The organism is Marisediminitalea oceani, from assembly GCF_003731635.1.
GTDB lineage: Bacteria > Pseudomonadota > Gammaproteobacteria > Enterobacterales > Alteromonadaceae > Alteromonas > Alteromonas oceani.
This window is the reverse complement of sequence record NZ_RCUA01000032.1, coordinates 188,598-212,013: the sequence shown is the minus strand read 5'-3', so window position 1 is coordinate 212,013 and position 23,416 is coordinate 188,598. Positions and strand designations below refer to the sequence as shown.

The 23,416-nt window shown below is 51.3% G+C and carries 23 protein-coding genes; 15 read left to right on the top strand and 8 right to left on the bottom strand.

Annotated elements, in window-relative coordinates:
- Window positions 1-117: 117 nt before the first annotated feature.
- The 3 genes from D9T21_RS10410 (at window position 118) to D9T21_RS10400 (ending at window position 4,249) form a co-directional block, all read left to right on the top strand.
- Window positions 118-840, top strand: coding sequence for a zinc metalloprotease (locus D9T21_RS10410; RefSeq protein ID WP_123324877.1), 723 nt, complete (start codon window positions 118-120; stop codon window positions 838-840).
- Window positions 841-906: 66 nt separating this feature from the next.
- Complete coding sequence (locus D9T21_RS10405; RefSeq protein ID WP_123324876.1) at window positions 907-1,353, top strand: cupin domain-containing protein; 447 nt, start codon at window positions 907-909, stop codon at window positions 1,351-1,353.
- 190 nt (window positions 1,354-1,543) lie between these two features.
- The gene (locus D9T21_RS10400; protein ID WP_123324875.1) at window positions 1,544-4,249 is read left to right on the top strand and encodes a cation-translocating P-type ATPase; all 2,706 of its coding nucleotides are present in this window, start codon (window positions 1,544-1,546) and stop codon (window positions 4,247-4,249) included.
- A gap of 127 nt (window positions 4,250-4,376) precedes the next feature.
- Here the strand turns inward: D9T21_RS10400 and D9T21_RS10395 are convergent, their stop codons facing one another.
- Window positions 4,377-5,027, bottom strand: a complete 651-nt coding sequence (locus D9T21_RS10395; RefSeq protein ID WP_123324874.1) for a sulfotransferase family 2 domain-containing protein — start codon at window positions 5,025-5,027, stop codon at window positions 4,377-4,379.
- A gap of 86 nt (window positions 5,028-5,113) precedes the next feature.
- Here D9T21_RS10395 and D9T21_RS10390 point away from each other — a divergent pair, with 86 nt between their 5' ends.
- The 6 genes from D9T21_RS10390 to D9T21_RS10365 all read left to right on the top strand — a co-directional run bounded on the left by D9T21_RS10390 (window position 5,114) and on the right by D9T21_RS10365 (window position 10,509).
- On the top strand, window positions 5,114-5,758 hold the full coding sequence (locus tag D9T21_RS10390; protein ID WP_123324873.1) for a hypothetical protein: 645 nt from the start codon (window positions 5,114-5,116) through the stop codon (window positions 5,756-5,758).
- 60 nt (window positions 5,759-5,818) lie between these two features.
- Window positions 5,819-6,934 (top strand): hypothetical protein, encoded by a 1,116-nt coding sequence (locus D9T21_RS10385; RefSeq protein WP_123324872.1) that lies wholly within the window; start codon window positions 5,819-5,821, stop codon window positions 6,932-6,934.
- A 43-nt stretch (window positions 6,935-6,977) separates the two neighbouring features.
- Window positions 6,978-7,433, top strand: coding sequence for an Lrp/AsnC family transcriptional regulator (locus D9T21_RS10380; RefSeq protein WP_123324871.1), 456 nt, complete (start codon window positions 6,978-6,980; stop codon window positions 7,431-7,433).
- Window positions 7,434-7,554: 121 nt separating this feature from the next.
- Complete coding sequence (locus D9T21_RS10375) at window positions 7,555-8,175, top strand: YitT family protein (RefSeq protein WP_123324870.1); 621 nt, start codon at window positions 7,555-7,557, stop codon at window positions 8,173-8,175.
- A 59-nt stretch (window positions 8,176-8,234) separates the two neighbouring features.
- Window positions 8,235-9,425, top strand: coding sequence for an amino acid aminotransferase (locus tag D9T21_RS10370; protein ID WP_123324869.1), 1,191 nt, complete (start codon window positions 8,235-8,237; stop codon window positions 9,423-9,425).
- Between the two features lie 139 nt (window positions 9,426-9,564).
- Complete coding sequence (locus D9T21_RS10365; RefSeq protein ID WP_123324868.1) at window positions 9,565-10,509, top strand: transposase; 945 nt, start codon at window positions 9,565-9,567, stop codon at window positions 10,507-10,509.
- 245 nt (window positions 10,510-10,754) lie between these two features.
- Here the strand turns inward: D9T21_RS10365 and D9T21_RS10360 are convergent, their stop codons facing one another.
- Window positions 10,755-11,069, bottom strand: coding sequence for a copper resistance protein NlpE N-terminal domain-containing protein (locus D9T21_RS10360; RefSeq protein ID WP_123324867.1), 315 nt, complete (start codon window positions 11,067-11,069; stop codon window positions 10,755-10,757).
- 296 nt (window positions 11,070-11,365) lie between these two features.
- On the opposite strand from D9T21_RS10360, the gene D9T21_RS10355 reads away from it, so the two are divergent.
- Both D9T21_RS10355 and eutC read left to right on the top strand, forming a co-directional pair.
- Entirely contained in the window at window positions 11,366-12,766 is a 1,401-nt protein-coding gene (locus tag D9T21_RS10355; RefSeq protein WP_123324866.1) for an ethanolamine ammonia-lyase subunit EutB, read from the top strand.
- Window positions 12,763-13,590, top strand: a complete 828-nt coding sequence (eutC, locus tag D9T21_RS10350) for an ethanolamine ammonia-lyase subunit EutC (protein WP_123324865.1) — start codon at window positions 12,763-12,765, stop codon at window positions 13,588-13,590. The genes D9T21_RS10355 and eutC overlap by 4 nt, the downstream gene beginning before the upstream one ends.
- Here eutC and D9T21_RS10345 read toward each other — a convergent pair.
- Window positions 13,573-14,334: a hypothetical protein gene (locus tag D9T21_RS10345; protein ID WP_123324864.1), complete on the bottom strand. Its 762-nt coding sequence runs from the start codon at window positions 14,332-14,334 to the stop codon at window positions 13,573-13,575. The genes eutC and D9T21_RS10345 overlap by 18 nt on opposite strands.
- Window positions 14,335-14,392: 58 nt before the next feature.
- On the opposite strand from D9T21_RS10345, the gene D9T21_RS10340 reads away from it, so the two are divergent.
- Window positions 14,393-15,604, top strand: coding sequence for a sensor histidine kinase (locus tag D9T21_RS10340; protein ID WP_164464643.1), 1,212 nt, complete (start codon window positions 14,393-14,395; stop codon window positions 15,602-15,604).
- Window positions 15,601-16,251: a response regulator gene (locus tag D9T21_RS10335; RefSeq protein ID WP_123324862.1), complete on the top strand. Its 651-nt coding sequence runs from the start codon at window positions 15,601-15,603 to the stop codon at window positions 16,249-16,251. Before D9T21_RS10340 ends, D9T21_RS10335 begins: the two co-directional genes overlap by 4 nt.
- Window positions 16,252-16,254: 3 nt before the next feature.
- Here D9T21_RS10335 and D9T21_RS10330 read toward each other — a convergent pair whose 3' ends face one another.
- Window positions 16,255-17,481 (bottom strand): threonine/serine exporter family protein, encoded by a 1,227-nt coding sequence (locus D9T21_RS10330; protein WP_123324861.1) that lies wholly within the window; start codon window positions 17,479-17,481, stop codon window positions 16,255-16,257.
- Between the two features lie 219 nt (window positions 17,482-17,700).
- Here D9T21_RS10330 and D9T21_RS10325 point away from each other — a divergent pair, with 219 nt between their 5' ends.
- A complete protein-coding gene (locus D9T21_RS10325; RefSeq protein ID WP_123324860.1) occupies window positions 17,701-18,177 on the top strand; it encodes a DUF6491 family protein in 477 nt (158 codons plus the stop codon).
- Between the two features lie 45 nt (window positions 18,178-18,222).
- On the opposite strand, the gene D9T21_RS10320 is transcribed toward D9T21_RS10325, so the two are convergent.
- From D9T21_RS10320 to D9T21_RS10310, 3 genes are all read right to left on the bottom strand, one after another.
- Window positions 18,223-18,744 (bottom strand): DUF3237 domain-containing protein, encoded by a 522-nt coding sequence (locus D9T21_RS10320; protein ID WP_123324859.1) that lies wholly within the window; start codon window positions 18,742-18,744, stop codon window positions 18,223-18,225.
- 149 nt (window positions 18,745-18,893) lie between these two features.
- On the bottom strand, window positions 18,894-20,003 hold the full coding sequence (locus D9T21_RS10315; protein WP_241155681.1) for a glycoside hydrolase family 88/105 protein: 1,110 nt from the start codon (window positions 20,001-20,003) through the stop codon (window positions 18,894-18,896).
- A gap of 14 nt (window positions 20,004-20,017) precedes the next feature.
- The gene (locus D9T21_RS10310; protein ID WP_123324857.1) at window positions 20,018-21,373 is read right to left on the bottom strand and encodes a BNR repeat-containing protein; all 1,356 of its coding nucleotides are present in this window, start codon (window positions 21,371-21,373) and stop codon (window positions 20,018-20,020) included.
- Between the two features lie 228 nt (window positions 21,374-21,601).
- On the opposite strand from D9T21_RS10310, the gene D9T21_RS10305 reads away from it, so the two are divergent.
- The gene (locus D9T21_RS10305; RefSeq protein ID WP_123323185.1) at window positions 21,602-23,242 is read left to right on the top strand and encodes an acyl-CoA synthetase; all 1,641 of its coding nucleotides are present in this window, start codon (window positions 21,602-21,604) and stop codon (window positions 23,240-23,242) included.
- A 39-nt stretch (window positions 23,243-23,281) separates the two neighbouring features.
- Here the strand turns inward: D9T21_RS10305 and D9T21_RS23220 are convergent, their stop codons facing one another.
- Window positions 23,282-23,407, bottom strand: coding sequence for a RidA family protein (locus D9T21_RS23220; protein WP_338134015.1), 126 nt, complete (start codon window positions 23,405-23,407; stop codon window positions 23,282-23,284).
- Window positions 23,408-23,416: the final 9 nt, after the last annotated feature.

The following is a 23,416-nucleotide window of genomic DNA, read 5'->3' as shown; positions in this document are numbered from 1 at the left end:
TTTTAAAATTCTTCACTATACTTAGCCACTGTTAAGTGCAAAGCATATCTATTCCTGAACTTTATTGTTGAGCTGTCTGGAATATAAAAATCCTGTTGATGATCAAAGGACCCGGACATGTTGCGAAACGCCAATTCTTCAGCACCGTTGCTACGACTGTACAGCATTGTTTTTCTTTTTGTTTTAAGCGGGATGGCGCAGGCTGCCTATATTACCGTTGATGAAGCCGGTATGGATGCGATATATGCCCAGACCAGCTTTGGCAATACGCCGGTTGATATCCGGTTGGGCAGCGCCATTGAACACGTTGACCCGGGCTTGCTCACCCTCGACTCCGCCACAAAATGGAGTGCGCTGACCTCAGCCCATTACGGTTCAGCCACAACGGTGAATTTCTGGTTTCTCGATAATATTACCTGGTGCGGTAATAACTTTATATTTTACGTTGGCTGCGGTGAAACGCCTGGCAACGATTTTGTGGTTGAATCGGCCTATGCCGATAGCCTGTTTAACGCAGAGTTACTTGCCCATGAGCTCGGCCATAATCTGGGCCTGCCTCACAACAGTGGCAGTAACAACCTGATGGATGCGTTTTTAAATGGTGGTAAGGATCTAAGCAGCACCGAAGTGGCAACCATTATGAGCAGCCCACTGGTGCAGTTTGATAATACGGGGTTCTTTATTGAAGTTTTACCGGTATTAGTGGTGGCGGTAGCAACTCAGGTGAATGCACCGGCAGTGAGTGTTTTATTACTGCTGGGGTCTTTTGCAGTGGCTTACCGTCGCCTTCGTTATGGGCTCAAATCTGGCATATCAGGTATGTCATTAGCTGTTAGGTGAGCCCGTAAAGACAGTCTGCGGCAGGCTTTTGGCTTAAGCCGTAAGTGGGTAAAAAGAGGTAATGCTATGCACAGGGCTATTGTTTTGCAGGAGACTGCACCACTTGAATCAATTGAGCTGCTCGGCGGCCTGATCAATGTAATGAGTGATACTCAGAAAGGTGATGAGCAATCTGTCACCGTTCAGGAGAGTAGCGGAGCCGGGTTTGGCCCGCCACCCCACAGTCATCCCTGGTCGGAAACCTTTTATGTGATAAGCGGCGCAGTGGATTTTATGCTGAACGAAGACGGTTATCACTGCGGCGCCGGGGCTATGGTTTATATTCCGGCGGATCAGGTTCATGCGTTTCAGTCTTGTGCGGAGGGGGTCAGGATGATCGAATTTACCGGCCCTGGCAGTCAGGCGCTGGATTTGTTTCGCTCCCTGAGTGCGTTTCTCAAACAGGCATCACCGGACGAACTGGATAAAGTGCGCTCGATTTTTTCTCAGCATGGTGCGACATTGCATATCTGAACCCGCCTACACCGGGACTGCTGTGACAAGACGTCAGTATTCCCGGTAGTCCTCTCTTTGATGCAAATCAGTGTCTTCGGCGCGTAATCTTTGTACGGTATCTATACTCATAGATGGCATGCAGGTGCTGAGCACATAACACTACGCCCCTGCTTTGTACTGCCTTTGTCTTACATGTACGGGAGTAATCATGACCGATGTACAGCAATCCAAATGGCACGCGCTAACCGCCGACGAAGCGATTACCCAACTCGAAACCACCCGCGACGGCCTGAGCCAGGAACAGGTTAGCCAGCGACTCTCAAGTTGTGGGCCAAACAAACTGCCTGAGGCGCCACAGGCCAGCACGCTGGCGCGCTTTCTTAAACAATTTGCCAATCTGCTGGTTATCGTGCTGATGGTGGCCGGTATTCTGACCGCATTTTTACAGCACTGGATAGACACGGCGGTGATCTTCGCGGTGGTGATTGTGAACGCCCTGATTGGCGTGGTGCAGGAAGGTAAGGCCGAAAAAGCCATGGATTCAATTCGCCAGATGCTGGCCTTAAAAGCGGCGGTGATCCGTAATGGCAAGCGTCGCACTGTGGCGGGTGAAGAGCTGGTGCCCGGTGATGTGGTTCTGCTGGAAGCCGGTGATAAAGTGCCGGCAGATATCCGGCTGCTTAGCAGTCACAGCCTGGCTATTCAGGAAAGTCTGCTAACCGGTGAATCACTACCGGTGGAAAAGGGTACAAGCAAGGTGGAAGAGGGAGCAGCGCTGGGCGATCGGCAATGCATGGCGTTTAGTGGCACCAATGTAACAGCCGGCCAGGCAACAGGGATAGTGGTGGCCACCGGCGCCCATACCGAAATTGGCCGCATTGGCGGCATGTTGTCGGGGGTTCAGAAGCTCACTACACCGCTGGTGGAGCAAATGGACGTGCTGGCTAAATGGATCACCGGATTTATTCTGACCGTGGCGGTTATCCTGTTGCTGGTTGGCACTCTGGTACTCAATCAGCCGTTTACTGAGCTCTTCCTCGCAGTGGTGGGCTTGTCTGTCGCTGCCATTCCGGAAGGGTTGCCCGCGGTGCTTACCATTACCCTGGCCGTTGGCGTGCAGGCCATGGCCAAACGCAGCGCCATCGTACGGGTATTACCGGCAATTGAAACACTTGGTTCTGTGTCGGTGATCTGCTCCGATAAAACCGGTACGTTTACCCGCAACGAAATGATGGTGGTCAGCGTACAAACCGCCGCCAATGACTACGATGTGGATGGCGAAGGTTATGCGCCCATTGGCGACGTGTTATTTAATGATAAACCGATACATACCGCTGAGCAGCCCTTGTTGCAGAAAGTTGCCCGGGCATGCGCACTGTGTAACGACGCTGAGATTCACCATCGTGATGACAACTGGAGTTTCGAGGGCGATCCTATGGAGGCGGCGCTGGTAAGCTTTGCCAGTAAGGCCACTTTTGATGAGGGCGAGGATTTTAAAGCGCGCTGGCGGCGCACCGATGTACTGCCATTCGACTCTACCACCCAGTATATGGCCACACTCAATCACGACCACAACGGCCACGGAATCATTCTGGTGAAAGGCGCGCCGGAAGTGGTATTGAAGTTATGTCGGGTACAACAAACGGCACAGGGCGAGGAACAATCCATCGATTTAACCGCGTGGCTCGATAAAGCGGAGGCGCTGGCCCGAAAAGGTCAACGTGTACTGGCTGTGGCTTCTCGCAGTGTGCCTGCTGATCATACCGTTCTGAGTGCCACGGATTTGCAGGATTCGCTTTGTCTGCTGGGGCTGGTAGGGCTGATAGATCCTCCCAGACAAGAAGCCATTAGCGCCGTGCAAACCTGTCTGAATGCAAGAATTCAGGTCAAGATGATTACCGGCGACCATGCGGTGACCGCTCAGGCAATTGGTAAACAGCTGGGCTTAACGCATACCGACAAGGTGCTAACCGGTACGGAGCTCGATGCCCTCAGCGATGATCAACTCAAAGAAGCGGTGCAGCATACCGATGTGTTTGCCCGCACTACGCCTGAGCACAAGTTACGTTTGGTGATGGCGCTGCAGTCACTAGGGTTGACAGTCTCGATGACCGGTGACGGCGTAAATGATGCACCATCGCTTAAACGCGCCGACGCCGGTGTGGCCATGGGCCTTAAAGGCAGCGAAGCGGCTAAGGAAGCGGCCGAAGTGGTACTGGCAGACGATAATTTTGCCTCCATAGCGGCGGCGGTAGAGCAGGGCCGTACCGTGTATGCCAACATCAAAAAAGTGGTGAGCTGGACGCTGCCTACTAACGCGGGTGAGGCGCTAACCATCATTGTTGCACTGTTGGCGGGGTTGCCATATCCCATTACGCCGGTGCAGATCTTGTGGGTCAATATGATCACGGCGGTTACGCTGGGCATGGCGTTAGCCTTTGAACCCACTGACGCGGCGACCATGAAAAAACCACCACGACCACGTGGACAGGCACTTATTCAGCCTGCGCTGGTGTGGCAGATTATGCTGGTGGGCACACTGTTTTTCCTGGCGGTATTTGGCATTTATCAGTACGCCATTAAAGCCGGGCATGATGTGGAGTATGCCCGGACACTGGCGATGAACATGTTGGTGGGCCTGGAGATTTTTTACCTGTTCTTTGTCCGTACCATGAACCTGCGTTCAATCTCCTTAGCCGGGGTAAAAGGCACCAAAGTGGTGTGGTCGGCCGTCGGTGTGGTAGTGGTAGCTCAGTTGGCCATTTCTTATATTCCGATACTACAAACCGTGTTCGGTACGCATTCACCCTCATTAATCGACAACCTGGTGATAGTGCTAACCGGCTTTGCATTGCTCATAGTGCTGGAGATTGAAAAAGTCGTGAGGCTTACGCTTTATCAGCGAAAACGTTAGCCGCCGCGTGGACAGGCACTCATTCAGGCTGCTCTGGTTGCAGATATAAGTGCCTGTCCACTAACTTGCACTGACTTGGCTGGAAGTTGAAAAAAGTTTTAAGGCGTACGCTATATGGATGAAAACGTTAATAGTGGTAGCCAAGCAGGCTAATGTCTTTTTGAAAGTGACTGTCCACTAACTCGGCTAACTCATCCGAATAGTATCGGTGATAAGTCTGTCGGTCAGTGGCCTCGCGCTTATGTGGCAGCGTTGCAGTCGGCAGGTTTAATTGCTCACAAATGGTATTGAAATCATCCTGCAGGTTTTCGTATTTGGCGATAAAATCCATACACAGATTGCCCTGCAGATCGGTCAGATAATCGGTCTGTAACTGCATGGAAGTATCGATGTGATACTGATAGGGGCGTTCAGGATCGAGCTTGTAACGCATAAAGCTGTCAAAGTCATCAAAGCCCGCTACCAGGTGCGGCCGTTCACGTTTGATGTGGTGATAGGAACTCACCTGCAAATCCCATGGGTTTCGTACAAAAGCAAATTTGTACAGCCCGGCAAAATATTCCGCCGGTAACATTTCTTTGGCGGCAATCACTTTACTGTGTCGTGGAAAGCGGCAACCCAGCTTATGCCCACAGAGCTGACTTAGTTTATTTACTATAAATTGCGGCATGCCGTAACGGGCGTCCCAGCGATAGCGTGACAGCGCGTCGCGCACACTGGTACCGCCGGTTTTTGCAATATGCACAAAAAGAAACTGATGTTTGTGGGAAAGCAGCATGAATGTTATTTAAATGTTAATGAATTGTGTGGGGCTTTGTGCTTTAATACCAACATACGGGGCGACTATGACATATTGAGGTCAGCATGTATTTTTCTGTAGAACATTCACTGGAGCGCCTTGCTGTTTTTGCGGCGTATTCAGAATGTGATAGCTGCGAAGACGCTGAACTCACCAGCCAGCTGATAGAAGGGCTGTTGATGAGTGGCGTGCATGTGGAATTACTGCTGCTCAACAACAAAGATAAGTCGTCCTGCCATTTACCGGCACACCCGCATTTAACCATCAAAACCCTGCGGGCCAGCAGTGTGTGGCTGGCGGTGCCTGAATTAAAGCGCTATATGCAATGCCATCCCGGTGAAATTGTTCTGGCGGTGGACGATCAGTATATCCAGGCCGCCTCTACGGCTAACCTGCTGTCGGGCTTACGCGGCAACGTTGCCGGGTTAATGCATAATACCAACTGGGGCACATCGAACAGCGGCGTAACACCTCGCCTGCGCTCCAGGCTGATGCGACTGCTTTATGGCTACACCTCGGGCGTGATCACCGAATCGGCGGATACCGGCAGAACACTGGAGCTGATGTGCCGGTTACCGAAAGCCCGAATCAAAATGCTAACCCAACCCTGCCGTCAGGATGTGGCTATCAGCGGCTGTATTGAACTGCTTACTGAATGGCAGTGCTGCGGTGTGTGCAGCGTCAATTCTGGCCGCTACTTAAGTGCTTAACCTCTGGTGCTATTTCTGGCAGACTGGCTAACAGGCTTTAATTAATCCAGATGTGAGTAGATGGAACGACCGCTGTTAAAACATATTCGCAACCATGAAGCGTTGTTTTTGGAAATTGCCCGTTTGCGAGACCTTGCTATTGAGCAGTCAGGCCTCGGCAACTATGAATTCAGTAAGACTCCCAAATTTATTAGCGAAACCGGCGAACGATTTACCATCGAACCGGAGCGCAGCATCATTCTGCCTGACTACCATCTGTTTAAAGGATTGAAACATGCCTTAACTGAGCGAGTTCCAGGACTTACCATTGTTGAGCATAGTGACTGTGGTTACCGTTATCCTACTGCCGCACTGGCCGGTCTGGATGCCCCGTTTATTAAACGGTTACGTTCGGAGTATTTTCATCGGGTGGATGAAGACCGCAGTATTTGCCGCCCGGTCAACCTTTCCTACGGTATTAAGAGCCGGGGTAAAGCCGATAATCGTCTGGAGTACGAAGTCTGGGTACCGGAAAGCCAGTTAGAAGCCGATCCCATGCCGCTGCTGGTGGAAAAGTACGGTGAAGATCTGCCCCATGAAGTGCGCCATTTTGCTCAGCAAAAGCCGATGATTTACGGCTGGATGGGGGTAAAACGGGCCGCCTTCGAAGCGCTCTACCGCAACCCCGAGGTAATGGGTGACCTGGTGATTTGTATTGGCCTGTCAGTAGACGCTTACAACATCGGCGCACGGCCGGACCTGTCTTTTTCGCCAACGGTGGATAGCTCCATTGCGGCCAGTAATGCCGAATTTGAGTGGGAAGTCATGGGTTACTACGCGCCGGGTGATGCGCACTATACTCACGATGAGTTATGGGCGGCAATAAATCATTCGCTGGAAGCCATTGGCGAACCCATTAGCGAACTTTACGCTAATGACATTATGCCGATTATGGAAAGTAAAACGGAGCGTATTCTGAGCACGGTTTATGGCCAGGGTATTACCACCGATGAGATTCGCGAACTGAATTTGCGCCCGCAGGAGTTTTTGCAAACCAGCAGTGAACGGCGGGTAAAACCGCAGGATCCCAATCGTAAGGTAAATTTCCTCGGCCGTCTTAACCGGTTATTCTATCAGCCGGAGCATCAACTGCCGGCGATTGAATCATTGCATGATCTCATTGCGCATTCGCGCTAAGCTTGCACGATAAACTCAAACTGCACGGAAATTTGCACACATCATGCATGATATTGATGATTACGATAAACAGATCCTAAAACTCCTGCGCCAGAACGGCCGCCTGACTAATCAGGAGTTAGGCGAGCTGGTGGGCCTGTCTGCTTCGCAAATCTCCCGCCGCCGAATTCAACTTGAGCAGCAAAAATACATCATCGGCTACAGTGCCCGAATCTCACCGGCAGCGCTAAACCTGGATATATCATCGGTACTGGAAATCACCCTGGCCGAAGCCTCGCCCGAGGCTGTTACCGCCTTCTATGAGCTGGTTAAACACACCCCGGCGATTCTGGACATGTATAAAACTACCGGTAATGCCGATTTTATTCTTAAAGTGGCGGTGGCGGAGCTGAGTGACTTATCGGCGCTGATCAGCGACCTGGCCGCACACAAAACGGTGGGGCATATCCGCACTGCGGTGGTGTTGGAACGTCTTAAAGAGGATGGTGTTTGGTTGTAATGCCGAAAAAATAACTCCTGATTGCACAGTTTGCGCAATAAATGCAAAATTAACGCACGATATGATTTTTTTGTGCTATATTTCTCACGGTTTAATTTTTTGTCATCCCGTGGGTAAAATAATGAGTGAAGCAGCAATCAGTCAGCCGAAGTCCATTCGGCACAGTTGGGTAGAAGATGTTCTGGCCCTGATCACCGGTACCATTTTAGTTTCTTTCGGGGCTATTTTATTGCGTGAGGTTGGCGCGCTTACCGGCAGTACTGCAGGGATGGCTTTTTTGATTGATTACCTGTCGCCCATGACCTTCGGCGTAGCCTTCTTTTTAGTGAATATTCCGTTTTATATTCTGGCGCTAAAGAAAATGGGTGTGGTTTTTACGCTTAAGACCTTTGCGACCGTGTCATTGGTGTCGTTGTTTACTCATATTCATCCGGCGTTTATTCAGTTTGGTGAGCTGGATTTATTTTACTCAACCCTGTTTGGCAACCTGCTCATGGGCACCGGCTTTGTGGTATTGTTCCGCCATGGTGCCAGCCTGGGTGGCGTAACCATTTTAGCGCTCTACATTCAGGATAAAACCGGCTTCCGTGCCGGGTACCTGCAAATGGGGGTAGATGTGCTGGTGGTGTGTGCGGCGTTCTTTGTAGTGAGCATTCCGGCACTGATTGCTTCTGTACTGGGCGCGGTGGTACTGAATATTCTGATTGCATTTAACCACCGTAAAGACCGTTATTTAGCTTAAACTGGCCAATAGATTAATTAAAAACTGCTCCCAAGAGACAGTCACGCTAAGGAAATACTATGTTTGAACATGTCGATGCCTATGCCGGCGACCCGATTTTCTCGTTGGTTGAACAATTCATGAAAGATCCCCGTGAGGACAAAGTGAATCTCACCATCGGGTTTTATTTTGATGAAGACGGCAAAGTGCCAAACTTTAGCAGTGTTGATAAGGCCAAAGTCTGGGCGGCAGACAACCCACCGGCATCGCCAGTTTACCTGCCGATGGACGGCTTACCGGATTACCGCGTAGCAGTAAAATCGCTGGCCTTTGGTGATGCACTACCACTGGTGGACAGTCGCTTAGCATCAACCCAGAGTCTGGGCGGTTCGGGCGCGCTGAAAGTAGGCGCTGATTTACTCAAACGCTATTTTCCCGATTCAGAGCTATGGGTGAGCGACCCGACCTGGGAAAATCATCACTCTATCTTCAAAGGCGCGGGCGTGAAGGTAAATACCTATCGCTACTACAACCCGCAAACCAAAATGCTCGATTTCAGCGGCATGCTGGAAGATTTAAATCAACTGCCGGAAAAAGCCATTGTACTGCTGCACCCGTGTTGCCATAACCCAACGGGGATCGACTTAACCAACGAGCAATGGCAACAGGTTGTGGACGTGATTAAACAGCGTAACCTGCTGGCCTTTTTCGATATGGCTTATCAGGGTTTTGGGTTTGGTTTAAACGAAGATACTCAGGCCATTAAACTGATGGCGGAGTCTGGTCAGCCATTCCTGTTAGCGCAGTCATTCTCGAAGATCTTCTCACTGTACAGTGAGCGTGTTGGAGCGTTGTATGTGGTGTGTGAATCACCGGAAACCGCCGACACCATTCAGGGCCAGCTTAAGTTTACCGTCCGGACCAATTACTCTACGCCGCCATCGTTCGGCGCGCGCCTGGTTAACCACGTTCTGGCGAGCGATGCACTGACCGATGAGTGGAAAACCGAATTGGAAGCTATGCGCGAGCGTATGCACACCATGCGTCAGCAACTTGTAGCCAAGCTTGGCGAGCTGCGCCCGGATGTGGATTTCAGCTATCTGGCGGCGCAAGTGGGGATGTTTAGTTACACCGGCTTCAGCCCGGAACAAATTAGACGCCTGAAAGATGAGTTTGGCGTTTATCTGATTGCCAGTGGCCGCATGTGTGTAGCGGGCCTGAACACCCGTAATCTTGATGCGACAGCAAAGGCATTCGCAGCAGTGTGTTAGAAAGGAGCAGGGCTTTGCAATAACGTAAAGCCCTCCCCTTTTCATATTGAGACAGTCACTCGCTAGACTCAGGTTCAGTTGGATTCTTTCTTAATATCTGCACAATGAACACACTACTTTTCTAGATTAGTGAAGCATTGTGCCCAGACCTCGTAAAAGTCTTATCAACCTGTCAGATACCCCTTACTACCATTGCGCTTCCCGCTGCGTTCGACGAGCGTATTTATGTGGTGAAGATAAACAGACAGGAAGAAGCTACGAGCACCGCCGGGAATGGGTAGAAGACCGGCTACTGTTTTTGGCAGAGGTGTTCTGTGTTGATGTGTGCGCCTATGCAGTAATGAGCAACCACACCCATGTGGTCTTACGCATCAATAAACAAAAAGCCGATTCGTTAAGTGTTAAAGATATCATCAGGCGGTGGCATCGGCTTTATAAAGGCGTGTTGTTGTCTCAACGCTATGTTGACGAAGCTGAATCGACTACATTGTCTAAAGCGGAAATTGAAACGGTACATAGCCTGGCTGAAATTTACCGTAAACGACTGTACGATATCAGCTGGTTTATGCGGTTGCTTAATGAATACATCGCCCGACGAGCCAATAAAGAAGATGATTGTACAGGACATTTCTGGGAGGGGCGGTTTAAGTCGCAGGCGCTCCTGGATGAAGCATCGTTAGCCGCGTGCATGGCTTATGTTGACTTAAATCCAGTACGAGCCTGTTTGGCTAATACTCCAGAAGAATCAAACCATACCAGCATTCAAAAACGCATCAATGCGGCCAAATCGAATCGACAACCCGCTCAACTACTGCCGTTCGCGGGGAACCCATGTAACACAATACCTGACGGTTTGCCTTTTCAGCTACAGGACTATATTGAATTGGTGGAACTGTCAGGTCGTCATATACAACCCAACAAGAAAGGCAAAATTGATGATTCAGCTTCACCCATTCTTACCCGGGTTGGACTCGCGCAGAGTGATTGGAATGAGATGGTAACCGGTATCGAGACAGCTTTTAAATCATCGGTAAGCATTGACAAATTAATCAGGCGACGCAGGAAATATGCAGACTGCGCTTAGAGCTTTCATGCTCTTTTAAGCCAAACTTTATTATTACAGCAACACCATTTCATTCCGTATCACCAGATATTTAGCGAAAAGCGACTGGCGGACATTCAACAGGCTTCCCACGCATTTGAAAGAGCAAATACTGTAGTTTCCCCCTCTGAGTCATAAAAAAGCGCAGAAACAATTGCCTGATTCATAGAGCTGAATCTACATAACCCTGAGTATTTAAAGAGTGCCTGTCCATGTCAAAAAAGCCCTTATCGCTGGTAAGCGGTAACCACTTTTCCTTTTTTGTTAAGCATTTCCAAGGCGTTAGCGTTTATCCGGTAACGGCGTTTGGTGTTGGCGCCATTATCCCATTTCACCAGCAAGACATCGTCTTCAACGGTCCAGGTGCCTGTCCTTACCTCGCTATCTGAGGCAGAGCCTTGCTGACCCTCTAGCGCCTTTTCTAATGCTGCTTCCGGGCCCATATACATCTGGCCGCTGTCTAAAAAGAGGTAGGTAAACCGGCTGTTTACCATTCTACCGCCAATGGGGATGGGAATACTTTCACCGTACCAGTAGCCCAATAAGGCAGAATCCAGATTTTTAGCCTGGTGCTCGTCTGCGAGTGCCTGTCCAGTTAAGCTTGCCCGCGAGTGCCTGTCCAGTTAAGTTAAAATTTAGGCAAGCTGCCAGCATTAATAGAGATATTAGATATTTCATTGTGACTTCCTGATCGTCGATTCCTTGTGTTGAGTATTAATTAAACAGTAAATGCGTACGATGCGCTACCGGTAAGTGAAAATCTGCCGTCTGGTAGCGATTGCAAATGTATCGCCGCGCGGGCATGATGAATTGAAGCTCACTTACAGGGAGAGTTGCTATGGCGGAATATCGCTACACACTCGGCCAGCTCACGTATCGGTTTAAGGATTTAGCCGAGGTGATGGCAAAAGCCTCACCACTGCGCTCGGGCGACCAACTGGCCGGTGTGGCTGCGGCCACTGCGGAGGAACGCGTGGTAGCGCAAATGGTCCTGGCCGAACTTCCCCTGAGCACCTTTTTAAATGAAACCGTTATTCCCTACGAGCAAGATGAAGTAACGCGACTGATCATTGATACCCATGACGCCGAAGCGTTTGCTCCGGTGGCCAGTTTAACCGTGGGTGAGTTACGCAACTGGTTATTGCTTGAGTCCACCGATGCCACTGTGTTGCAGGATGTGTGTCTGGGGCTGACCCCGGAGATGGTAGCCGCGGTGAGCAAAATTATGCGCAATCAGGATCTGATCCTGGTGGCCAGAAAATGTGAGGTGATCACCGCATTTCGCAACACCATTGGCGTGCCCGGCCACTTTTCTACCCGCTTACAACCCAATCACCCCACTGATGACTTAAACGGTATTGCGGCATCAATCTTTGATGGCCTGATGTACGGCAGTGGTGATGCGGTGATTGGCATTAACCCGGCAACCGACAATGTGGCGCAGACCATAAAACTGCTCAACATGCTCGACGAACTGATCAATCAGTACGACATTCCCACCCAGTCCTGCGTGCTGACCCATGTGACCAACACCATTGAAGCCATCGAGCGCGGCGCGCCGGTCGATTTAGTGTTTCAGTCGATTGGCGGCACCGAAGTGACTAACAGTAGTTTTGGCGTTTCTCTGGCTATTCTGCAGGAAGCTCGCGAGGCTGCGTTATCGCTTAAACGAGGGACGGTGGGCGACAATGTAATGTATTTTGAAACCGGCCAGGGCAGCGCGTTATCGGCCAATGGCCATCACGGGGTCGACCAGCAAACCTGCGAGGCCCGGGCTTACGGCCTGGCCAGAGTACTCGACCCGCTGCTTATCAATACCGTGGTGGGTTTTATCGGGCCGGAATACCTGTTTGATGGCAAACAAATTATCCGGGCAGGTCTAGAGGACCACTTTTGTGGCAAGCTGTTAGGTTTACCCATGGGCTGTGATATCTGCTACACCAACCATGCCCAGGCCGACCAGAATGATATGGATAACCTGCTCACCTTACTTGCCAGCGCCCATTGCCAGTTTATTATGGGTATCCCGGGCTCCGACGATATCATGCTGAACTACCAGACCACCTCGTTTCATGACGCGCTGTATATCCGTCAGCTGTTCGGCGCTCGCCCGGCGCCTGAATTTGATACCTGGCTGAAGCAACAGAAAATCTTCACCGATAGTGGCAATCAGCTATTAGCCGAAAAACTACCGGGCCGGTTTGCCGCGGCGCTGCCGCACAATGGAGGTAAGCCATGAGTAACCAGGAGCAACACCTGCATCCCGATACCTGGCAACAGTTACGCGAGCTAACCGCAGCACGGATCGGGCTTGGCCGGGCCGGTACCAGCCTGCCCACCAGTGAATTACTTAAATTTCAGCTTGCGCATGCCCAGGCCATTGATGCGGTACACAGCCCGTTAAACGGTGAACTGTTATGTGAGCAACTGGCAGCGCTGAGCTACCATCAACAACCGTTAACACTCCAAAGCGTGAAAAGCGAGGCAGAGGACCGCCTGGTGTATTTGCAGCGTCCTGATCTGGGGAGGAAACTTAATGAAGCAAGTACTTACTCTTTGCAAAAGCTGCGTGAAAAAGAATCATTCGATCTGGCTATTGTGATTGCCGATGGGCTCTCGGCCACTGCGGTAATGCAGCAAAGCGTACCGTTTTTAACGGCTTTACTGACTCAGCTGGAAACCAGTCAGCCAGCATGGACCCTGGGACCAGTTACGGTGGTTGAACAGGGCAGGGTCGCCATCGGTGACGATATTGCCCAGGCGCTCAATGCGCAAATGGTGGTGGTGCTGATAGGTGAGCGGCCGGGCTTAAGTTCACCGGACAGCCTGGGAATTTACCTTACCTGGCAGCCAAAGCGCGGCTGTGAAGATGCAAAACGTAATTGTATTTCAAACGTGCGGCCAGAGGGACTGGCCCCGGAAAAAGCCGCCTCACGCTGCCTGTATTTAATGGAAAACGCCCGGGCTAAACAGCTGACGGGCGTTGGCCTGAAAGACCGCTCCGAGGATAATGTGCTCACTGATGAGTCTGCGCAAGGCGTCTTTTTACTGCGCGGTACCTGATTGCGCTGGCAGTGGCGGGGCTTTTACCTGAGGTTTGCGGTTTCCGCGGTATTTACGGGCCAGAAAAACCACGGCGATATTGCCAATAACACCGGGCAAAATCCAAAAAGCATACTGCCAGGCACCAATGTCACTGAACAGGGTGCGCCCGCCAAAGGCAAAGAAGGCAGTGTAAGCGCCAATGCCGGTACCTATGTAACCGGAAAGATGTTCTACCAGCCAGGCTTTTGGCTCGACTTCTTTAGCAAAAATAAAACGTAACTGACCCCAGGCAATCATCAGGCCGAGCGGCGCAAACACCATCATTAATACTTGCTCGTACCTAATCCCCATGTAGCCAGAACCAATGCTGGTGAAAACCAGTAAAACAGCCGGTGCAACACTAGCCGGAGTGCGCAGCGAGTCGCGGTTAGTCTTAGCTTCAAGAGCCCATTGCCCTCCCATTACCGAGGTATACATCACCAGGCCCAGGTGCACTAAAAAGGCCCCAAAACGCTGAAAATAAGGGATCGCCCTGGGATTATCCAGCAACTCAGGATGACCCATGGTGGGCACGACAATCCAGAACAGCGCCAGTATGACCCCGCTTATCACCGAGGTCAGCATAGTGCGACGAAAGAACACACCAAACCGGCGATGGTTAAAGCCGCCCTTGCGACCAAAAATGGGGATCCAGAATAACAGGAGCCCTAAACCCCCGGTAAATATATGTAAGTACAGTAAGCCTTGTTGAACATAGTGCATAACGAAATCTCCTTAACCTTGTGTTAAGCAGACTACCGTTACAGCCTGGTTGGCCGTAGTGGCAAAAGTCACAATCGAAAAGATGACTTTTGGCCTATTCCAATTGTACGGCGATTCGCCAATACTGGCAGACATGAAAAAATACTTCCCTAAAATTGACTCCGAACTACTGGTGGCAATTATCACCATTGCCGTAGTGGCAGTAGCAAATGCCTGGCTGATGAGTGGGTCCAGTCGCCTCGGGCCGGTGAACCTGTTTGCTACGCTGGCGATATTTGTGTTGTTTGCGCTGACATTCCTGTTTGTCACTCGCGATGAACCCTACCGCCACGATACTTCAGTCAGGGTTATTCTGCTGGCTATTGAGTACCTGTTGGTACTGGGAACATTCGTGACCAGCCCGTTTGAGTTCAATGCCATTTTACTGGTTATCTGGTCCGGGCAATTACCATACTTTATCCCTTACCGGCGCACGCTGTGGTTATCACCTTTATGGTCGGCAGTGCCCTGGCTGGTGTTTGCCCTGATGTGGGAGCAAACCAATGGACTGTGGCTAACCGCCATCCTGTTCTGGACCTTCAATTTATTCTCACTAATGATGATGGAAAGCCGTAAGCAGGCTGAGGTAGCCCAGGAGCAGGCCGAGCAGGCAAACCGTGAGCTAAGGGCTCTGCAGGATCTGATGCAGCAGGCCAGTCGTAAGGATGAGCGTACCCGTATCGCCCGTGACATTCACGATCTGGTTGGCCATCACCTTACCGCGCTATCGTTACATCTGCAGGTAGCCTCACGGACTGTTGCCCCCGAGCAGCGACCGCCCATTGACCAGTGCTTAAGCATTGCCAGACTGCTACTGTCTGATGTGCGGGAAGCTGTGTCGGATATGCGCGAGTTCGGCTCGTTGGATTTGCAGCAGGCGCTGAACGAACTGATCGCCCCTTTGCAGGATAAAATATCGGTGACCATTGATTGTGAGGGGGATTTAAGTGAACTAAGTTTGTTGCAGGCCACCACGATACTGCGATGTGTGCAGGAAAGCTTAACCAACAGCATCCGTCACGGTAAAGCCAGTGAGCTACGCATTGAGATAAGCCGTAAGGCCAATCAATTGGTTACCGAAATTACCGACAACGGCACCGCCGGTGAGTTTCAGCCCGGTAATGGTTTAACCGGTATTAAAGAGCGTGTTGCCGAACTCAATGGCAGCACAGAGTTCAACGCCAGCCCACGGGGCTTTCATACCCTGTTGATGATACCGGAGCCAGAATGATTCGCGTATTAGTTGTAGACGATCAGCAGCTATTGCGGCAAGGTCTGTGTAGCCTGCTCTCGCTATCCGATAAAGTGGAAGTGGTGGGGCAGGCCAACGATGGTGTTGAGGCCCGCGAGTGGCTGCAAGCCAACGCCGGCATGGTGGATGTGATGCTGCTGGATATTCGCATGCCACGCATGACCGGCATAGAACTCCTCAATCATTTAAAGCAGGACGGCACCTTACTGCCTACTATCATGCTTACCACCTTTGATGACCACGAGAGTTTGATGGGAGCGCTCAGTGCCGGTGCCAAAGGCTACCTGCTAAAAGACGTGTCGCTGGAAACCCTGGTCGACGGTATTGAGGCAGTGCATAACGGCGAGTCGCTGATCCAGCCGGCCATCACCAATACCCTGATCAACAGTCTGCAGGGCTTAAATACCACGCCCGACGGCCCTGCACCGGTTGAACCGCTGTCGGCCAAGGAAAAGGAAATTCTGCGTTTAATGGCATCCGGGTGCAGCAATAAAGAAATCGCCGGGGCGTTATTTAAATCGGAGGGTACGGTAAAAAATCAGGTGTCGACCATACTGGCCAAGCTTGATGCCCGCGACCGCACCCGCGCGGTGCTGCGCGCTGTTGAGCTGGGTATTATCGGCTAGCACTCAGAGTGCTTTTTTGGTGGGAAACACCACGTTGGCAAAAATGAGCCCGGCTACCAGTGACATGAAAATGAGAAACACGTCCTGGCCGATATGATCGGCATTCACGAAATCCTGACCTGAGACAAAAGAATTCAGCCCGATATAGGTTTTAGAGCCCGGTACCAGCACAATCAGGCCGTGCATGGCCACAATAGTGGCAGGCTGATTGGCAATGCGGGTAAAGGCATTGGCAAAAATTCCCAGTGTAAATGCTCCCACAAAGCTACCGACATTCTGCGGTAGGAAATCCGAGCTTAGCGCTGTAGCGCTATAGCCAATTAGCGCGGCGGACAGAGCCCAGGGAATATGTTTTGCCCGGGTGCGAAAGATAGCCACCAGGCCAAACCCCAGCAATACCACGGCCAGCCAGGTCGACCAGTAGGGCAGGGATTCAGCCGGTGCATAGGTATTTTCGCCAAATAAACTAAAGCCGGTCGCTACACCCAGAAATGCACCAAAATACAGTTTAAACAGTTGCATCATGGCGTCCATAATCCGCGCTGTGCCCGACACCATATTACGCGATGAGAGCTCGGCAAGTCCCATTGTCAGCGCCAGACCCGGCACAAAGATAATGACCGATGACAAAATGATGATGGGAATATTGATGCCCGGATCAAAAAAACGGCTCGCCACGCAGGCCAGAAAAGCCACTACATAGGCGATTACCGGTTCGAGCATCAGGGCTACGCGCTTGGAGCGTTCCGACCACAGTACCCAGAAATACACCACAAAACCGAACAGGCCAGACCAAAAAATTTCCGACCAGCTGGCGCCCATCAGCATACCGAAAGCACCGGTCGACAAACCAAAAGAACAGCCGGTTATGAGTTTACCGTAGGGGCTTGGCATGGCATCAATTTCGGTTAACCGCTGGTCAGCTTCTTCAAGCGTCACCTGACCGGATAACAGCAGGTTAGCCAGCTCATCGGTGAGTGACAACGAGTTTAAATCCAGTTCGCCAGGGTTGAGGCGCGCATTATGACTGTACTCTTCCTCGTGACGATCACTCCAGATAACTACCGATAAGGACGTAGGCGTAGAAATAAACGAGGCATAGACCCCCAGATAGTGAGCGACTTCGGTTAAATAGGCCTCGAGCCGAAAGGACGGCGTACCGTACTTGTGCAGCATTTTGCCCAGCTTAAGGATAAACCGGCGTATCTGAATAAACTCTCTGGTGTCCAATGGCTGTCTCTTTATCCGGTCTCTTGTGTGTGGTGCGCTGGTCCGCAATGTAATCAATAATAGCAGTATAAGCTGTTGGTTTCTAAGTAATACTCATATACGTTCAGGTTTGGTTAATCAAAGCGTGCTAGGCTATGAAGTAACAACTGATAAACAAGGAATTATTCGGCGGGCAGATTGTCGAACCTGTAAAGTTAACGTGTTTTATAAGGGTAAATTATGAAGCGATATGGGCTTTTAGTGATGGCGGTACTGATGCTAGCCGGGTGTGCAACACCGCGTCTAACCAACAGCGAAATGGTAACGCTGGTGGAGCAGTTTGTGGCAGATGAATCCCTTGAGCGTGACCATACGATTAGTGCCTTTAGGCTGGACAGCTACGCCGAACTCAGTGATGAGTACCTGATATTACGCAGTTCTCCTATGCGTCATTACCTGGTGAAACTGGTGCCCCGCTGTAATGAAATTGCCTTCGCGCCGGGTATTTTGCTGCACCGCCGGTTTGGCAACTCACTCAGCGAAGGGACCGACTTTATCTATACACCCGACTCGCTGCCGTTCAGATGCTATATCAACAAAATCTACCCGCTCACCAGAGAGCAGCACGATATGCTACGCGAGCAAATTAAAGCCGAAGTTAAAGAACTTGAGCTGAAAGAACAGCAACTTGAAGGCGAAGAGGCGGCCGAAAGCTAGCTAACAATAGAGTAAATATTACGGGGCGACACATCGCCCCGCGACTTATTTAACCCGATAAAAATCCAGCTCCACGCTGTCGGCATTACGCCGGCCGGTAGAAATGATCACGCTCTTATTTAACCACGCATAAGGACTGTTTTCGTTAACTTCCAGCGTGGCAGCGGTGCGCATGTAATACTCCGATGAGGGAACTGGCTCACCTTTTGCCAGCCTGGCCAGCACTTGTGGCGATGCGGTGCGAATTCCTGAATTCTGGATATAAATAACATGGCCATCGTCAGTTTTTAAACTGTATTTGGCCACCAGATCGGCGGTACCATCTGCCCGTACCGTTTGCCAGTCAGCACCTCCATCGAGCACTACTCCCTGCATTTCAGGCCCTTTAAAAGTGCCGCCATTAATGCCGATGATCCGGCGCTTGCCGTATTTAGTGTTGCCCAGCTCATGGGGTTCATCCAGGGTAACAAAGGCCTTAAAAATAAACTCCAGCTCCGGCTTGGCCAGTTCGTCTGCCATGGCAGGTACAGCAGTGATGAGGGAAAGCAAAACTAACAAAATACGCATAGTTGTGAGATATCCAATTTGCATGTTAATGAAGTGTAAAATTACTCTGGATAGTAATGCTTACTAAAAAAACTGGCTAGCATATATTCTGCCATCGGACTCTTCTCATCAATATTGTCAGTTTCTGCAAGATTGGCTGCCACTTTTTATCAATTTGCAGCCAGCTTATACACCTCACTGCCCGCGGCCAGAAATGCACCAACCCCATAGACTTCGGTTTTATCTGGCCAGGCTTCACCCGGGCCAGCGCCGACAGGCTGCACGTAACCCAACAAGCCTTCATCGGTTACATGGCTGGTCAGGCTCTGCCAGCCACGCTCAATGGCGGGTAGGTATGTGGCTTTATCGAGGTAACCATTATTTATTCCCCAGGCCAGCCCATAAGTGAAAAACGCGGTGCCTGAGGTTTCCGGGGTAGGGTAAAGCTCGGCCGCTTTTAAGCTCATGGCCCAGTGACCCTTCTCGGTTTGTAAGGTAATGAGGTTAGCCGCCATGTCGCGGTACAGCTTACTGAAATACGCCTTTTGCGGGCCTTCGGGCAATTCCTGCAAAATAAGCGTAAGGCCACCGAATACCCAGCCGTTGCCTCGTGCCCAGAAAATCTTATGGCCTTTATCGCGTTTATCAATAAAGTGTTCGTCGCGATAAAACAGCTTTTCTTCTTTATCGTACAGGTGATTTACGGTGGCCACGTACTCGGCAAACATTTCGTTTCTGAAGCGGTCATTGCCGGTGATGCTGGCAAGCTTCGCCCACACTGGCGGCGCCATAAACAGGGCATCGCACCAGGTCCAGCGCTCGGTGTATTGATAGTGGTTTAAGCGCATGGGCTGCTGACTGGGATTGTTCATGATCCACTCAGTGCGCTCAAGTACTTTGGCCAGCATATGAGGCTGCTGAAATTTACGGTAGAGCTCCAGATAAAGTTGCCCCACGGTTTGATCGTCAGCGTGGTATTTGCCCGGCCCTAAATCCCACTTGTTGTTGGCGGCCGCCTCCAGTAAGAATTGATAGTACTTGTCAGACGGTGCCATCTGCGCCCATTTTTCCATGCCGATATACAGCGCGCCGTAAGTCCAGGCATTAAAGCGGTTTTCCCATTCGTTTTCGCGCTCCATATCATCGTGAAAGTGGGCGATTTGCCAGTCGGCAACCTGTTGCATAATACTCACGATGTCCTCCTGTTCAGGCAGTTTAGCCAACCCCGGCAGGCTGGTTAACAATAACAGGCTCGCGACCAGTGCAGTTCGTAGTTTCATCATTATTCCTTTAATCACGGTTGCCAAACCAGTACGCCAATATGGCTGGGGGCGGTGGCCAGGCTTTGGTGGTCGTTGCCATCATTCTGGGCGACCGCCTGTAACAGTAAATGGGCTTGTTGCTGGTTATGCCAGGCGGCAATATCCAGGCTGGGCTCCCAGGCGCCCACCGCCTGTTCTAACAGTACCTGCGTATGCCAAGCGGGCTGCTCCAGGGGGCTGGTAAGGGCAATTACATTGCCGTGCTGATAGTCATCACGGTAAATCAAATGCACCTGGCGGGCGTTGCGGAATGACTCTACCAGCAATACCGCGCGGGAAATCGGCGGACGTTTGGTGCCATGGCCGCTCAGAGCAAAATTTTCAGCCAATTTGGGGGCTTTCATTTCCCGCCACACCGGGCTTTCTTTACCCTGCGCGTTATCACTAAATACCACGTGATAGCGGGGAATATCCGCTGGCGTATCCGCCCAGTAACTGGCGATAAATGGCCGGCTTTGGGCATCGGCGGTCACTGCCGGCGGGTTCATCAGTTTGTGCTGCTGCGGTACGGCTTTAACGACCTCACCGCTGGCCAGCGTAATCGGCAGCGTGTAAGGCTTGCCGCCAAGACGTTGCCAGGTGGCGCCATTGTCGGTGGATTGGGCGTAGGACAAATCATGATTAGTGGCTACGTCCGGTGTTTCGCGCCAAATCCAGGCCAGATGCAACACGCCGTTTGCATCCACGGCCATATCCCAGTAGGCGCTGCGCTGGCCTTCGCCGTCGATCAATGAGTTATGCAGGCGCTGCCATTGTTTGCTCTTGCCATTGTATCGGTTAAGCACCAGATTGCCGCGCCCGGAGCCACCATCCCGATAGGCAAACAACAGGTCGCCGTTGGCGAGAGCGTAAAACTGCGGATAGGTAACGCTGTGCTCCAGCGCCGCGGCCTCCGCGCCGGGCTGGCTTAACATGCGGGCTTTGGCGAGTTCAAGACTGCCCGGTGCAACCGATCTGGCGTATTTGAGCGGCGTATTGTGGTGGTCCCAGGCGATATGCAGGTAATCCTCGTCGTCCACCACCAGGCTGATGTGGTTATGGGCGTCGTTCACATTGCCACTAAAGGGCGTTGCCATCACTTGCCACTTTTCACTGTTTACGGCTCGTTTAGCCACCACCAGTTTGGCGTCTGCGTTATAAAATGCGGCGTATTGCATACCGTTGCGAGTATAAAGTGTTTGCTTCACACCGGAGAGAACATTCACCGAACTGCCCGAGAAAGCATCCTGAGCAAGAGGGATTAGCCGGGCGGCTGGTGGGTGGGCATTATCCGTTACCGGGGTACACGCATAACAAAACAATAACGTCGCGAAGAGAACAAACCGCATAACTATCCATAGATATTTTTATTTGTCATACAAATACCATAACCCGCCGCTAAAGATAACCGAAATGTTTTATTTTTGTTACGGGTTATCATGAAGTTTCATACTTGAAACATAAAAAGTCTCGATAAATCGAGCTATCTAAGACCATCGGCTACTGTGCTTAGCTTAAACAAAAGTCTAGTATGGAGGAATAAATTAAACGCTTGTTTGAATGCGATAAGGATACCCATGAACCCTACACATCATCATAACCCCTACGCGTTAGGACTCGACCAGAATCCGGCCAACTTTGCGGCCTTAAGCCCGTTGTCTTTTATCAAACGAACCGCGGCGGTGTACCCTAATCATCTGGCGGTTATTCATCAGCAAACCCGCCGCACCTGGGCTGAAACTTACCAACGCACCCAGCAGCTGGCCAGTGCGCTTACCCAGCGGGGCATCGGCAAGGGCGACACCGTGGCGTTTATCTCGCCCAACTTACCAGAACTATTTGAAGCCCACTTTGGCGTGCCGATGACCGGCGCAGTATTAAATGCCGTTAATATTCGCCTTGATGCCGAAGCCATCGCGTTCATTCTGCAGCATGGTGAGGCTAAGGTAGTCGTGGTTGACCGCGAATTTTCCGAAGTGGTTGGCAAAGCCATCAAGATGCTCAGCAAAAAGCCGTTAGTGATTGATATTGATGATCCCTATTACGAAGGCGGCGAACTGATTGGCGAAATGGACTACGAAGCGTTTATTGCCGGCGGCGATGCGTCAGGTTACGAGTGGTCATTGCCTGAGGATGAATGGGATGCCATTACGCTTAACTATACGTCGGGCACTACCGGCGACCCAAAAGGCGTGGTGTATCACCACCGCGGCGCTTACCTTAACGCCGTAAGCAATATTGTGTCGTGGAATATGGCGCCGCATCCCCGTTATTTGTGGACATTGCCCATGTTCCACTGTAATGGCTGGTGCTTTCCCTGGACCATTGCCGCCAATGCCGGCGTGAGTGTGTGCTTACGTCACGTTCGGCCTGATGCGATTTACCATGCCATCAAAGAAGACGGCGTGAACTACTTCTGCGGTGCGCCCATTGTGCTGAACATGCTCAACAATGCGCCGGATGAGTTAAAGCAGGGCATAGAGCATCAGGTGAGTGTCATGACGGCGGGCGCAGCACCACCGGCAGCGGTTATTCAGGGCATGGAAGAAATGGGCTTTGCGGTAACCCATGTCTACGGTTTAACTGAGACCTACGGCCCGTGTGTGGTGTGCGCCTGGCACGACGAGTGGGACGAACTGCCCATTGAAGAAAAGGCCAGAAAGAAAGCCCGGCAGGGCGTTAAGGTGCCCATGCAGGAAGACATTATGGTGGCTAACCCCACTACCCTTGAGCCGGTGCCACAGGACGGTAAAACCGTGGGCGAAATCTTTATGCGCGGTAACGTGGTAATGAAAGGCTATTTAAAGAATCCCTCAACCACCGAGGATTCCTTTGAGGGCGGCTGGTTCCACTCGGGCGACCTGGCGGTGTGGCATCCCGACGGTTATGCCGAAATTAAGGACCGCTCCAAAGATATCATTATCTCCGGTGGGGAAAATATCTCGAGTATCGAGGTAGAAGACGTGCTTTATCGCCATCAGGCCATTATTGAAGCTGCAGTGGTGGCCCAGCCGGATGAAAAGTGGGGAGAAGTGCCCGCCGCGTTTATTAAGCTTAAAGACGGTATGCAGGTAAGCGCCGACGAGGTAATTGAATTCTGCCGTAACAATATGGCGCGCTTTAAAGTGCCGAAGAAAATCGTATTTGGTGAACTGCCGAAAACGTCCACCGGTAAAATTCAGAAATTTGTGTTGCGTAATCAGGTAAAAGAAAGCTAATTGTGCTTGTAGGAGCGGCAGAGGCCGCTCCATGAGCGCTTATAAATAGGCTTCGCCCGCGGCCACGGTAAAGGCCATTTCCAGCAGCCAGTCCGGGTCGGCCAGCTCCACTTTTACGCACGCGCGGCTTGGCGCTGTGCCCTCATCAAACCAGGCATCCCACACGGCATTCAG